14 protein-coding genes are annotated in these 12,679 nt (G+C 55.6%); 12 read left to right on the plus strand and 2 right to left on the minus strand.

The window, feature by feature from the left end; translation table 11 throughout:
- Positions 1 to 169: 169 nt before the first annotated feature.
- Entirely contained in the window at positions 170 to 1,411 is a 1,242-nt protein-coding gene (gene sstT, locus C1N69_RS19720; RefSeq protein ID WP_045286328.1) for a serine/threonine transporter SstT, read from the plus strand.
- A gap of 92 nt (positions 1,412 to 1,503) precedes the next feature.
- On the opposite strand, the gene C1N69_RS19725 is transcribed toward sstT, so the two are convergent.
- Positions 1,504 to 2,991, minus strand: a complete 1,488-nt coding sequence (locus C1N69_RS19725) for a UxaA family hydrolase (protein WP_047959512.1) — start codon at positions 2,989 to 2,991, stop codon at positions 1,504 to 1,506.
- A gap of 17 nt (positions 2,992 to 3,008) precedes the next feature.
- On the minus strand, positions 3,009 to 4,421 hold the full coding sequence (uxaC, locus tag C1N69_RS19730) for a glucuronate isomerase (RefSeq protein WP_025759858.1): 1,413 nt from the start codon (positions 4,419 to 4,421) through the stop codon (positions 3,009 to 3,011).
- 476 nt (positions 4,422 to 4,897) lie between these two features.
- Here uxaC and C1N69_RS19740 point away from each other — a divergent pair, with 476 nt between their 5' ends.
- From C1N69_RS19740 to C1N69_RS19790, 11 genes are all read left to right on the plus strand, one after another.
- Positions 4,898 to 6,196 carry an MFS transporter gene (locus C1N69_RS19740; protein WP_047959513.1) on the plus strand — a complete coding sequence of 433 codons (1,299 nt, stop codon included), beginning with the start codon at positions 4,898 to 4,900 and terminating at the stop codon, positions 6,194 to 6,196.
- A 133-nt stretch (positions 6,197 to 6,329) separates the two neighbouring features.
- On the plus strand, positions 6,330 to 7,106 hold the full coding sequence (gene exuR, locus C1N69_RS19745) for a transcriptional regulator ExuR (RefSeq protein ID WP_025759862.1): 777 nt from the start codon (positions 6,330 to 6,332) through the stop codon (positions 7,104 to 7,106).
- 344 nt (positions 7,107 to 7,450) lie between these two features.
- Positions 7,451 to 8,113: a DedA family general envelope maintenance protein YqjA gene (gene yqjA, locus C1N69_RS19750; protein ID WP_045286330.1), complete on the plus strand. Its 663-nt coding sequence runs from the start codon at positions 7,451 to 7,453 to the stop codon at positions 8,111 to 8,113.
- A 2-nt stretch (positions 8,114 to 8,115) separates the two neighbouring features.
- Positions 8,116 to 8,499 (plus strand): EnvZ/OmpR regulon moderator MzrA, encoded by a 384-nt coding sequence (mzrA, locus tag C1N69_RS19755; protein WP_059386481.1) that lies wholly within the window; start codon positions 8,116 to 8,118, stop codon positions 8,497 to 8,499.
- Positions 8,500 to 8,642: 143 nt separating this feature from the next.
- On the plus strand, positions 8,643 to 9,011 hold the full coding sequence (locus tag C1N69_RS19760; protein ID WP_025759866.1) for a DUF1090 domain-containing protein: 369 nt from the start codon (positions 8,643 to 8,645) through the stop codon (positions 9,009 to 9,011).
- Between the two features lie 29 nt (positions 9,012 to 9,040).
- Positions 9,041 to 9,346, plus strand: a complete 306-nt coding sequence (locus tag C1N69_RS19765; RefSeq protein ID WP_008503141.1) for an ElaB/YgaM/YqjD family protein — start codon at positions 9,041 to 9,043, stop codon at positions 9,344 to 9,346.
- Between the two features lies 1 nt (position 9,347).
- Entirely contained in the window at positions 9,348 to 9,746 is a 399-nt protein-coding gene (locus C1N69_RS19770; RefSeq protein ID WP_025759867.1) for a phage holin family protein, read from the plus strand.
- Positions 9,743 to 10,039 carry a YqjK-like family protein gene (locus C1N69_RS19775; protein WP_008503139.1) on the plus strand — a complete coding sequence of 99 codons (297 nt, stop codon included), beginning with the start codon at positions 9,743 to 9,745 and terminating at the stop codon, positions 10,037 to 10,039. The genes C1N69_RS19770 and C1N69_RS19775 overlap by 4 nt, the downstream gene beginning before the upstream one ends.
- A gap of 686 nt (positions 10,040 to 10,725) precedes the next feature.
- Entirely contained in the window at positions 10,726 to 11,118 is a 393-nt protein-coding gene (locus C1N69_RS19780) for a DoxX family protein (RefSeq protein ID WP_023309292.1), read from the plus strand.
- 72 nt (positions 11,119 to 11,190) lie between these two features.
- Complete coding sequence (locus C1N69_RS19785) at positions 11,191 to 12,177, plus strand: glutathione S-transferase family protein (RefSeq protein ID WP_047959515.1); 987 nt, start codon at positions 11,191 to 11,193, stop codon at positions 12,175 to 12,177.
- A gap of 106 nt (positions 12,178 to 12,283) precedes the next feature.
- Entirely contained in the window at positions 12,284 to 12,649 is a 366-nt protein-coding gene (locus C1N69_RS19790) for a DUF805 domain-containing protein (RefSeq protein WP_025759870.1), read from the plus strand.
- The last annotated feature ends 30 nt before the right edge of the window (positions 12,650 to 12,679 follow it).

A 12,679-nucleotide genomic window follows, 5' to 3' on the forward strand; every position in this document is an offset into this window, starting at 1 on the left:
TTAATCAATAGTTAAAAAACATGACGCAACACGTAAAATCCAGCATTTTACGCTTCCCTCCTTTCGCGCATTCCCTATACTCGACCAGGCAAACATTTTCTTACATCCGGACATAAATGTGACTTAGAGCACATCCAGGATGGAACGCAATTTCACTCAGGAATAACGTATGAGCACACAATCTAGCGGTCTGTTCGCGCGCCTGGCGCAGGGCAGCCTCGTAAAACAAATTCTGGTCGGGCTGGTGCTGGGTATTCTGCTGGCGATGGTCTCAAAACCTGCCGCGGAAGCTACGGGGCTGCTCGGGACACTGTTCGTTGGCGCCCTGAAAGCCGTCGCGCCGGTGCTGGTTCTGATGCTGGTGATGGCATCTATCGCCAACCATCAACACGGACAAAAAACCAACATTCGCCCTATTCTGTTCCTGTATGTTCTGGGAACCTTCTCCGCGGCATTAACAGCCGTTGTATTTAGCTTCCTGTTCCCGTCCACGCTGCATCTGACCAGCGCCGCCGGTGAGATCACGCCGCCATCCGGGATTGTGGAAGTGCTTCGCGGTCTGCTGATGAGCATGGTTTCTAACCCTGTCACGGCGCTGATGAGCGGCAACTACATAGGTATTCTGGTCTGGGCGATTGGTCTGGGCTTCGCGCTGCGTCACGGTAATGAGACCACCAAAAATCTGGTTAACGATCTGTCGAACGCCGTGACCTTTATGGTGAAACTGGTGATTCGCTTTGCGCCAGTCGGGATTTTCGGTCTGGTCTCCTCCACGCTGGCGACCACCGGTTTTGACGCGCTGTGGGGCTATGCCCAGCTGCTGGTTGTGCTGATCGGCTGTATGCTGCTGGTAGCACTGGTGATCAACCCGCTGCTGGTGTTCTGGCAGATCCGCCGCAACCCGTATCCGCTGGTGCTGACCTGCCTGCGTGAGAGCGGTGTCTATGCCTTCTTCACCCGCAGCTCTGCGGCAAATATTCCGGTGAACATGGCGCTGGCGGAGAAGCTGAACCTGGATCGCGATACCTATTCCGTGTCGATCCCGCTGGGCGCAACCGTGAATATGGCGGGTGCGGCGATTACGATCACTGTACTGACTCTGGCGGCGGTGCATACGCTGGGTATTCCGGTGGATCTGCCAACCGCATTGCTGCTTAGCGTCGTGGCATCGCTGTGCGCCTGTGGCGCATCCGGCGTGGCGGGCGGTTCGCTGCTGCTGATCCCGCTGGCGTGCAATATGTTCGGTATCCCGAACGAGATCGCCATGCAGGTCGTAGCCGTCGGCTTTATCATCGGCGTGCTGCAGGACTCCTGCGAAACCGCGCTCAACTCCTCTACCGACGTGCTGTTTACCGCGGCGGCCTGTCAGGCGGAAGACGCGCGTTTAGCGAAGAACGCCCTGCGAGGTTAACAGCAAAACGGCAACCCTGAGGTTGCCGTTTTTAGTGTTTGTACCCTCTCCCCGTGGGAGAGGGTCAGGGTGAGGGCATCAGGCCGCACCGATTACAGCGTCACACCACTCTTAAAGATCGCCAGCTCGCGGAAATCGTTCTTCTCGTTACAGGTCTGCTTGCCGTTAGCAAATTCCACAATGCTGTCCACAAACTCCGCCAGTAGCTCAGGCATCGCTTTACCGTGAATCAGCTGTCCGGCATCAAAGTCGATCCAGTGTTTTTTCTTCGCCGCCAGCTCGCTGTTGGTGGCGATTTTCACCGTCGGTACAAAACCGCCGTACGGCGTGCCGCGGCCAGTGCTGAACAGCACCATATGGCAGCCTGCGCCGGCCAGGGCGCTGGTGGCGACCGCATCGTTTCCGGGGGCGCTCAGCAGGTTGAGACCATGCGTTTTCAGGCGCTCGCCGTAGCGCAGCACATCGACGACCTGGCTCGCGCCCGCTTTCTGGGTGCAGCCGAGGGATTTCTCTTCAAGCGTGGTGATCCCGCCCGCTTTATTACCCGGCGACGGGTTCTCATAAATCGGCTGGTTATGGGCGATGAAGTACTGTTTGAAGTCGTTCACCATGGTGACGGTCTTTTCAAACGTCGCTTCGTCACGGCAGTGGCTCATCAGAATACGCTCCGCACCGAACATCTCCGGCACTTCGGTCAGTACCGTCGTGCCGCCGTTGGCGATCACGTAGTCCGAGAAACGGCCCAGCATCGGGTTGGCGGTGATACCGGACAGGCCATCGGACCCGCCGCATTCCAGACCAAATTTCAGCTCGCTCAGTTTGCCCGGCTCGCGCTTGTCATGACGCATCACCGCATAAAGCTGATGAAGCTGCTCAATGCCCGCTTCCACCTCGTCATCCTGATGCTGACACACCATAAAATGCACGCGCTCAGGGTCAAACTCACCCAGCGTCTCGCGGAAGGCGTCCACCTGGTTGTTCTCGCAGCCGAGACCGATCACCAGCACCGCACCCGCATTCGGATGACGCACCATATTTTGCAGCATGGTACGGGTATTGATATGGTCGTCACCCAACTGGGAGCAGCCGTAGGTATGGCTGAAGAGATGCACCCCGTCAGTGCCTTCGGCATTATTGGTCTCTTTCAGAAAGCGCGTCTGGATCTGACGCGCAATCCCATTGACGCAGCCGACGGTCGGGAGGATCCACAGCTCGTTGCGGATCCCCACGTCGCCATTGGCGCGACGGTAGACCTGCACCTCGCGATCCGCCGCCTGAACGCTTTCTGCGGGTATATCAGGTTGATAGCTGTACTCGTCCAGATCGCTAAGATTGGTGCGGGTATTGTGGGAATGAAGATGTTCACCTGGCTCAATATCCGCTAACGCATGTCCAATCGGCAGACCGTACTTCACGACGTTGTCCCCTTTGGCGAGAGGCTTCACGGCAAACTTATGTCCGCGAGCAATCGCCTGACGCAGGGTGACGCTCTGGTTATCAACGGTCACCACGTCGCCTTCAGCGAGATCCGTCAGCGCGACGGCCACGTTATCCAGCGAATGGATTTTGATGTATTGCATATCAACCTCAAACGGCCTTAGTTCAGTTCAATGGCGAAGTAATCGCGCGCATTGTTAAAGCAGATGTTTTTCACCATTTCGCCCAGCAGCTGGATATCCGCCGGCGCTTCGCCTGCGTGTACCCAGCGGCCAATCATCTGGCACAGGATGCGGCGGAAGTATTCATGGCGGGTATAGGACAGGAAGCTGCGGCTGTCGGTCAGCATGCCGACAAAGCGGCTTAACAGGCCAAGCTGCGCCAGCTGCGTCATCTGACGTTCCATACCGTCTTTCTGGTCGTTGAACCACCACCCGGAACCGAACTGCATCTTGCCCGGCATCCCTTCCCCCTGGAAGTTGCCGACCATGGTGCCCAGCACTTCGTTATCGCGCGGGTTCAGGCAATAGAGAATGGTTTTTGGCAGCAGATTTTGTTCGTTCTGCTTGCTCAGCAGCTTAGACAGCGCTTCAGCCAGCGGACGGTCGTTGATGGAGTCGAAGCCCACATCCGCGCCCAGCAGCGTAAACTGGCGCTGGTTGTTATTGCGCAGCGCGCCGATATGGTACTGCTGTACCCAGCCACGACGGGCATATTCTGCGCCGAGGAACACCAGCACCGCCGTTTTGAACTGCGCCACTTCATGCTCACTCAGGGACTCACCGGAAAGACGACGCGCCAGAATGCTGTCCAGCTCGGCTTCGTTTGATTCCGCGAACAGCACCACATCCAGCGCATGGTCAGACACTTTACAGCCGTGCGCCGCGAAGTGATCCAGCCGTTTGGTCAGCGCGGTTTGCAGGTCTGCGAAACGACGGATGTCGGTATCAGAAACCTCGGCCAGCTTCGCCATGTAATCCTTAAATGTGGCCTGTTCGATATTAAAAGCTTTATCCGGGCGCCAGCTTGGCAGCACTTTGATGTCAAACGCGCTGTCTTTGGCGATGGCCGCATGGTGCTCGAGAGCGTCAATCGGATCGTCGGTGGTGCCCACCATTTTTACGTTCATCTGCTTCATGATGCCGCGCGCGGAGAAGTTATCCTGTGCCAGCAGCGCATTACACCGATCCCAGATCTCATCCGCGGTCGCTGGAGAAAGCAGTGTTCCGGTGATACCAAACGGACGGCGAAGCTCAAGATGCGTCCAGTGGAATAACGGGTTGCCGATGGTGTGCGGAACGGTCGCCGCCCAGGCATCAAACTTCTCGCGGTCAGTGGCGTCGCCGGTACACAGGCGTTCAGCCACGCCGTTGGTGCGCATAGCGCGCCATTTGTAGTGGTCACCCTTCAGCCAGATGTCATACAGGTTTTTGAAACGGTAATTTTCGGCAACCTGCTGCGGCGGTAAATGGCAGTGGTAGTCGAAAATCGGCTGGTCTTTGGCGTAGTCGTGGTACAGGCGGCGGGCAAATTCGGTATCTAACAGAAAATCTTCAGTCATAAACGGCGTCATTATCGTCTTCCTCATTACGGGAGCGTCAGAAAGCGTATGTTCATATGCTGCAAAGTTATCACACCAATTTCCACCCACCGAACCTTTTTTCGTGAGTGAGATCAATAAACGCCAACAAATTCATTCCCCTCACTGGAACAAACCCTGCTGCAGGCCGCGCCATTACTGGCTTTGCCCGCAGCGACGAATGTCCCCACAAATAATCATACATTTGTGATGTCACTCACCTTTTAAAGTTGTATGACAAGTTATCTTTTCGCCGTCGCAAACACTTAGCCGACGGAATGCATTACCGGTGTGAGAGACATCGGGTTTAACGGTACGGATACCGACTTATGCACGCTTACTTATGGCAAGGTTCGGGCCGTTCCGGGAGCTGTTCCCGGCTACGCCCCTCCCGTTACACAACGGCTCCCGGCAACGGTTGAGCGGTTGCCGTGCTCTGGCGCGGAAATAACATAACGATGAGGTTTTAGATGCGTAAAATTAAAGGGTTACGTTGGTATATGATCGCGCTGGTGACGTTAGGCACCGTGCTGGGCTACCTGACGCGTAACACCGTGGCAGCAGCAGCGCCAACGTTGATGGAAGAGCTGCATATCTCCACGCAGCAATACTCCTACATCATTGCCGCCTATTCCGCGGCGTATACCATCATGCAGCCGGTGGCAGGCTATGTGCTGGATATTCTCGGGACCAAAATCGGTTATGCCTTCTTCGCCATCGCCTGGGCGGTGTTCTGCGGGGCAACGGCGCTGGCAGGCAGCTGGGGCGGTCTGGCGCTGGCACGCGGCGCGGTGGGTGCCGCGGAAGCCGCGATGATCCCTGCCGGGCTGAAAGCCAGCTCGGAGTGGTTCCCGGCAAAAGAGCGTTCGATTGCGGTCGGTTATTTCAACGTGGGCTCCTCCATCGGGGCGATGATTGCGCCGCCGCTGGTAGTGTGGGCTATCGTAATGCACAGCTGGCAGATGGCGTTTATCATCTCTGGCGTGCTGAGCTTTGCCTGGGCAATAGCGTGGCTGCTGTTCTATAAGCACCCGCGTGACCAGAAAAAACTGTCTGAAGAAGAGCGTGACTACATCATTGGTGGTCAGGAAGCGCAGCATCAGACCAACAACGGCAAGAAAATGACCGTCTGGCAGATCCTGGGCACCCGTCAGTTCTGGGGTATCGCCCTGCCGCGTTTCCTCGCGGAACCAGCCTGGGGTACCTTTAACGCCTGGATCCCGTTGTTCATGTTTAAAGTCTACGGCTTTAACCTGAAAGAGATTGCCATGTTCGCCTGGATGCCAATGCTGTTCGCAGACCTGGGCTGTATCGTTGGCGGTTATCTGCCACCGCTGTTCCAGCGCTGGTTTGGCGTGAACCTGATTGTCTCCCGTAAAATGGTTGTGACTATGGGCGCGCTGCTGATGATTGGCCCGGGGATGATCGGCTTGTTCACCAGCCCGTATGTGGCTATCGCCCTGCTGTGCATCGGCGGTTTTGCGCACCAGTCCCTGTCCGGCGCGCTGATCACCCTCTCCTCTGACGTCTTTGGTCGTAACGAAGTGGCCACCGCCAACGGTCTGACCGGGATGGCCGCCTGGACCGCAAGTACGATGTTTGCGCTGGTGGTTGGCGCGCTGGCGGATACCATCGGCTTCAGCCCGCTGTTTGCGGTACTGGCGGTCTTCGACCTGATGGGCGCGGTGGTGATCTGGACGGTGCTGAAAAGTAAATCGGCAGAAGAGCTGGCGAAAGAGTCTCTCGGAAAACCGGCCACACAAAGTTAGCATTGCGGTGCCGGGTGACCCGGCAAAACGTCTTAAAGGCCGCCTCCGGGCGGCTTTTTTAATGGCAAAATCTGGAGAGTGGCACGCAAAAGTGGTATAACAAATCATCTGCCGTACCCTGCCTGGAGCGCATATGGAAATCACCGAACCACGTCGTTTATATCAACAACTTGCTGCCGAGCTGAAAAATCGCATCGAGCAAGGGGTCTATCTTGTCGGTGACAAACTTCCCGCCGAGCGTTTTATCGCGGATGAAAAAAGCGTCAGCCGCACGGTGGTGCGCGAAGCGATTATCATGCTGGAAGTGGAAGGCTACGTTGAGGTACGCAAAGGCTCCGGCATTCACGTGATTTCCAATCTGCCGAAACACTCCCCCGTCGCGGACGAAAGTCTGGAATTCGCCAGCTATGGCCCGTTTGAGCTGCTCCAGGCTCGCCAGCTGATCGAAAGCAATATTGCCGAATTTGCGGCGACGCAGGTGACCAAGCAGGACATCATGAAATTGATGGAAATCCAGGAGAATGCCCGCAAGGAAAAATGTTTCCGCGATTCAGAGTGGGATCTGCAGTTCCACGTTCAGGTGGCTCTGGCCACGCAAAATACGGCGCTGGCGGCAATCGTTGAGAAAATGTGGACTCAGCGCGTTCACAACCCGTACTGGAAAAAACTGCACGACCATATCGATTCCCGTACCGTCGACAACTGGTGTGACGATCACGATCAAATCCTTAAAGCGCTGATTCGTAAAGACCCGCATGCCGCTAAGCTGGCGATGTGGCAGCACCTGGAAAACACCAAGCAGATGCTGTTCAATGAAACCAGCGACGACTTCGAATTTAACGCTGACCGCTATCTTTTTGCCGATAATCCTGTTGTTCATCTTGATACGGCCTCCAGTGGCGCAAAATAGATGACCTTTCTGCTGGCAGGCGCTTCGCTGCGCCTTCCGGCTTAAGTGGGTAAGCAAAACATATATAGTGTCAGCCTTTGTAAATCCCCTCGCTCACTTCCTGGCCTTACGCCAAAATCAACTCGCCCCTGCAAATTCTGTGACGCAGAACGTTGGGCTTTGTTACAATTGGATTCACTTCGTTATTTTGTAAGTTAGTGCTTGCCAACCAGCCAATTAACAGGGAACAGTGTTGGCCACACCGCAATGTGTCCGCGAGCGACCATAATGAAATCACAACAATGTTGCCGTGCTGTTTGTCCCGGATAACAGGCGTGACGTTAACCGATTTCCAGGAACACTGAATGGAACTTTTGACCCAACTACTGCATGCCCTCTGGGCGCAGGATTTTGAAACGCTGGCCAACCCTTCCATGATTGGCATGCTCTATTTTGTCTTGTTTATGATCCTGTTCCTCGAGAACGGTTTGCTGCCTGCTGCGTTCCTGCCCGGTGACAGTTTACTGGTGCTTGTCGGCGTGCTGTGTGCCAAAGGGGCGATGGCATTTCCGCAAACCATTCTGTTACTGACCGTCGCCGCGAGTCTCGGCTGCTGGGTGAGCTACATCCAGGGCAGATGGCTGGGCAATACCCGGATCGTTCAGAACTGGCTCTCGCATCTGCCTGCGCACTATCATCAGCGGGCGCACCACCTGTTCCATAAACACGGGCTTTCTGCGCTGCTGATAGGCCGTTTTATCGCCTTTGTCCGCACCCTGTTGCCGACCATTGCTGGCCTCTCCGGGCTGAGCAGCACACGCTTCCAGTTCTTTAACTGGATGAGCGGCCTGCTGTGGGTGCTTATTCTGACCACACTGGGCTATGCGCTGGGTAAAACCCCGGTCTTCATGAAATATGAGGACCAGCTGATGTCTTGCCTGATGCTGCTGCCCGTTGTTCTGCTGGTCTTCGGCCTGATTGGCTCGCTGGTCGTCCTGTGGAAAAAGAAATACGGAGCCAGAGGCTAACGATGGTTATCTCGCCGCTCGCCCTGCGCCGCTTTGCCTGTACCGCGATTGCCCTGGTGGTCATCAGCGCCCTGCTGCTGGCCTGGAGTGCGCTTTCGCATCAGGAATCGACGCTGGCCATTCGCCCGATAAACCAGGGGGCGAGCGTACCTGACGGCTTTTCTGTCTGGCATCATCTTGATGCGAACGGGATCCGCTTTAAGAGCATCACCCCGCAGGACGACGTTTTACTGATTAAGTTTGATTCCCGTGCGCAAAGTGCCGCCGCGAAAGTGGTTCTCGACCGTACGCTGCCGCACGGGTATATCATCGCTCAGCAGGAAGATGACAGCCAGCCTGCTGCCTGGCTGTCCTTGATTCGCGATACGTCGCATCGGTTCGGATAATTACCAGGATTCCGAATCTTTTCACCCACTTTGGTGAATCCCCCGTTTACTTACTATGCTTAAGTACGCGGAGCACCCCTCGAATGTACTCCGCATTAGTCTGGAACGCGGCTTACGCCGTAACACAATGGAAGGTTTCGATAATGAAATTCCGCATGACCCTGGCTCTGGCCCTTTTTTCTTTGAGCACAGCATCCTTTGCAAACTCTCTCTGTCAGGAGAAAGAACAGGATATTCAGCGTGAGATCGGCTATGCCGAAAAGCATAACAATCAGCACCGTGTTGATGGTCTTAAAAAAGCGCTGAGCGAAGTGAAAGCGAACTGTACAGACAGCAAGCTTCGTGCCGATCACCAGAAAAAAATCGCTGAACAGAAGGACGAGATAGCCGAACGCCGTCGCGACCTGCAGGAAGCGAAAGAGAAAGGCGATGCGGAAAAAATTGCTAAGCGCGAGAAGAAGCTGAAAGAAGCGCAGGACGACCTGAAAGCGCTGGAAGCTCGCGATTATTGAGTTAACGGAAATCTCAACAGGAGAGAATCATGTCAAAAGATACGACGTCTGAACATCTGCGCGCTGAACTGAAATCCCTGGCCGATACCCTGGAAGAGGTGCTGAACTCCTCTGCTGACAAGTCAAAGGAAGAGGTCAGCAAACTGCGTAGCAAAGCGGAGCAGGCACTCAAAGAGAGCCGCTATCGCCTGGGTGAAACCGGTGATGCACTGGCAAAACAGACCCGCGAAGCGGCTGCCCGTGCTGACGAATACGTGCGTGATAATCCATGGACGGGTGTCGGGATTGGTGCCGCAGTCGGTGTGGTACTGGGTGTCCTTCTGACGCGTCGTTGATATGGAAGATCCTCGTCACGCACAAGGGCCTGCTAATAACGTCCTCGGCATCGGCCAGCGTATTTTAACAACGCTGGTTGGCATTGCCGAAACGCGCGTCCGGCTGGCAGTGGTAGAGCTGGAAGAGGAGAAAGCGAACCTCTTCCAGATGCTGCTGATGCTGGGCCTGACCATGCTCTTCGCCGCGTTTGGTCTGATGAGCCTGATGGTGTTAATCATCTGGGCCATTGACCCGCAGTATCGTCTTAACGCGATGATTGCCACCACCGTCGTGCTGCTGGTTGCGGCGCTGATTGGCGGGATCTGGACGCTGCGTAAAGCACGCCAGTCCACTTTCCTGCGCCATACGCGTCAGGAGCTGGCTAACGATCGCGCCCTGCTGGAGGATGACAAGCCGTGAGCGGTAAAGCCGAACGTCAGAAGCGCAAAGCGTATCTGTTAAGCCAGATCCAGCAGCAACGGCTGGATCTGTCTGCCAGCCGTCGCGACTGGATTGATGCGACGCGACGCTTTGATCGTGGCTGGAACACCTTCCTGAGCCTGCGTTCCTGGGCTCTGGTCGGCAGTAGCGTGATGGCTATCTGGACGGTTCGTCATCCGAATATGCTGATCCGCTGGGCCCGGCGTGGCTTTGGCGCCTGGAGCGCCTGGCGTCTGGTGAAAGCCACAATTCGTCAGCAGCAGCTGCGGTGATAAAAGCAAAACGGTAACCCTGGTTACCGTTTTTTGTTTTGCGCCCTCTCCCTGTGGGCTGAGGGATCCCCACAAAATAATGTCTGCACAGACGACCCCCTCTCCCTTGAGGGAGAGGGCTGGGGTGAGGGGGAACATACGGCTCTGGTGGACGTTCCGTTCACTTTATGTTCATTGCTACTCTGTAACAACATGACCTGTGAACGTGCCAGGGCGGCTCAATCGCCGCCGCCCTGGCGACCCGGGCTCCCGGCGGTAAATCGCCGCTTCGCGGTACCCTCAGCTTATTCCTCCAGGCTATCGGGTCGGGCATGAGCCTGCATCCCTGCAGGCCACGCCCTCTCGGCGCATCCCTGCGCCTCGCCCCGGCCTTACGGAAACGCCTCGGCGATTTACAGCCGGACCAGGGCATCGCTGTAATTCATTCATTTTCCTGAAACAACCTTCGTCGCTTTCGGTAAAAAATTACTGGGGATTCCTCACCCCTGTGGGAGAGGGTTGGGGTGAGGGGACCAGCGCGCACGCACCCTTACTCAATATCTTTGAAGAAGATTGACAGTTTTCCTTGCTAACAATCGCCAACCGTCACGTTTATGATGCTCTCCATCGACAGCAATACCGCGGTATCTACCCGGAATTGCAGACAAATAACGTTCAGCCGCTGATGTGGTTTCCTGGAGAGTAAAATGAAAAAATTAGAAGATGTTGGTGTACTGGTAGCACGTATTCTGATGCCAATTCTGTTCATCGTGGCAGGTTGGGGCAAAATCACCGGTTATGCGGGTACCCAGCAGTATATGGAAGCCATGGGCGTTCCGGGGTTCCTGTTGCCACTGACTATTCTTCTTGAGTTCGGCGGCGGCCTGGCGGTACTGTTCGGCTTCCTGACCCGTACCACCGCGCTGTTTACCGCGGGCTTCACCGTGCTGACCGCGTTTATCTTCCACAGTAACTTTGCGGAAGGCGTGAACTCTCTGATGTTCATGAAAAACCTGACCATCGCGGGTGGCTTCCTGCTGCTGGCCGTCACTGGCCCGGGTGCATACAGCATCGACCGCGTTCTGAATAAGAAATGGTAAGCACGCTATACTGAATGAACACAAAGCGAGGAGATCTCTCCTCGCTTTTGCTATCTGACGGAGGAGAAAAGAATGGGACAACTCGTAGACGGCGTCTGGCAGGATGTCTGGTATGACACCAAATCCACCGGTGGACGCTTTAAGCGCTCTGTTTCGGCCTTCCGTAACTGGCTCACCGCCGACGGGGCTCCCGGCCCAAGTGGCGAAGGCGGCTTTGCGGCCGAGAAAGATCGTTATCATCTTTATGTCTCCCTTGCCTGTCCGTGGGCGCATCGCACGTTGATTGTGCGCAAGCTCAAAGGTCTTGAATCCTTAATTCCGGTTTCCGTGGTGAACCCGCTGATGCTGGAAAACGGCTGGACGTTTGACAGTGACTTCCCTGCCGCGACCGGCGACGATCTATACCACCATGATTTCCTTTACCAGCTCTACCTGCGGGCCGACCCGCACTACACCGGGCGCGTGACCGTGCCGGTGCTGTGGGACAAGAAAAACCAGACGATTGTCAGCAATGAGTCTGCGGAAATCATCCGCATGTTCAATACCGCGTTTGACGCCCACGGTGCCCGCGCCGGGGATTACTATCCGGTTGAGCTGCGCGATAAAATTGATGAGCTGAACAGCTGGATCTACGACAACGTCAACAACGGTGTCTACAAGGCCGGTTTCGCCACCAGCCAGGAAGCGTATGACGAAGCGGTCGGAAAAGTCTTTGAATCTCTTGAGCGTCTGGAGCAGATCCTCGGCCAGCACCGCTACCTGACGGGCGATCGTCTGACGGAAGCGGATATCCGCCTGTGGACCACGCTGGTTCGCTTTGATCCGGTCTATGTCACCCACTTTAAGTGCGACAAGCACCGCATCAGTGACTATCTGAACCTGTATGGTTTCCTGCGCGACATCTACCAGATGCCGGGCATCGCCGACACGGTCGACTTCGACCATATCCGCACTCACTATTTCCGCAGCCACAAGACCATTAACCCAACGGGCATTATCTCCATTGGGCCGTGGCAGGACCTGGATGAACCGCACGGGCGCGATGTGCGTTTTGGATAAATATTAAGGGCATCAATGGATGCCCTTTTTTAATTCACAATCTCCATCTATCCTTACCTCGATCGCTTAGAAAACAAGTGATTGACTGACTAATGAGGCAAGGAAAATGGACTGGTATTTAAAAGTACTGCGCAACTACATTGGATTTGGTGGCCGCGCCCGCCGCAAAGAGTACTGGATGTTCGTTCTGGTGAACTTCGTCCTGATTATGGTGCTGGGCATCGTGGATAAAATTCTCGGCTGGGAGCGGGCTGGCGGTGAAGGCGTACTGACCACCATCTATGGCCTGTTAGTCCTGCTGCCATCGTGGGCGGTACTGTTCCGTCGGCTGCACGATACCGATCGTTCGGCGTGGTGGCTACTGCTGCTGTTGATCCCGATTGTGGGCTGGATCGTGATTCTGATCTTCAACTGCCAGAGCGGCACCCCAGGCGAAAACCGCTTTGGTCCGGATCCGAAAGCCGGCGTGTAAATCAGAGCCCGGTGGCGCTTACGCTTACCG

This window comes from Enterobacter sichuanensis (genome assembly GCF_009036245.1).
In the GTDB taxonomy this organism is placed as follows: Bacteria; Pseudomonadota; Gammaproteobacteria; order Enterobacterales; family Enterobacteriaceae; genus Enterobacter; species Enterobacter sichuanensis.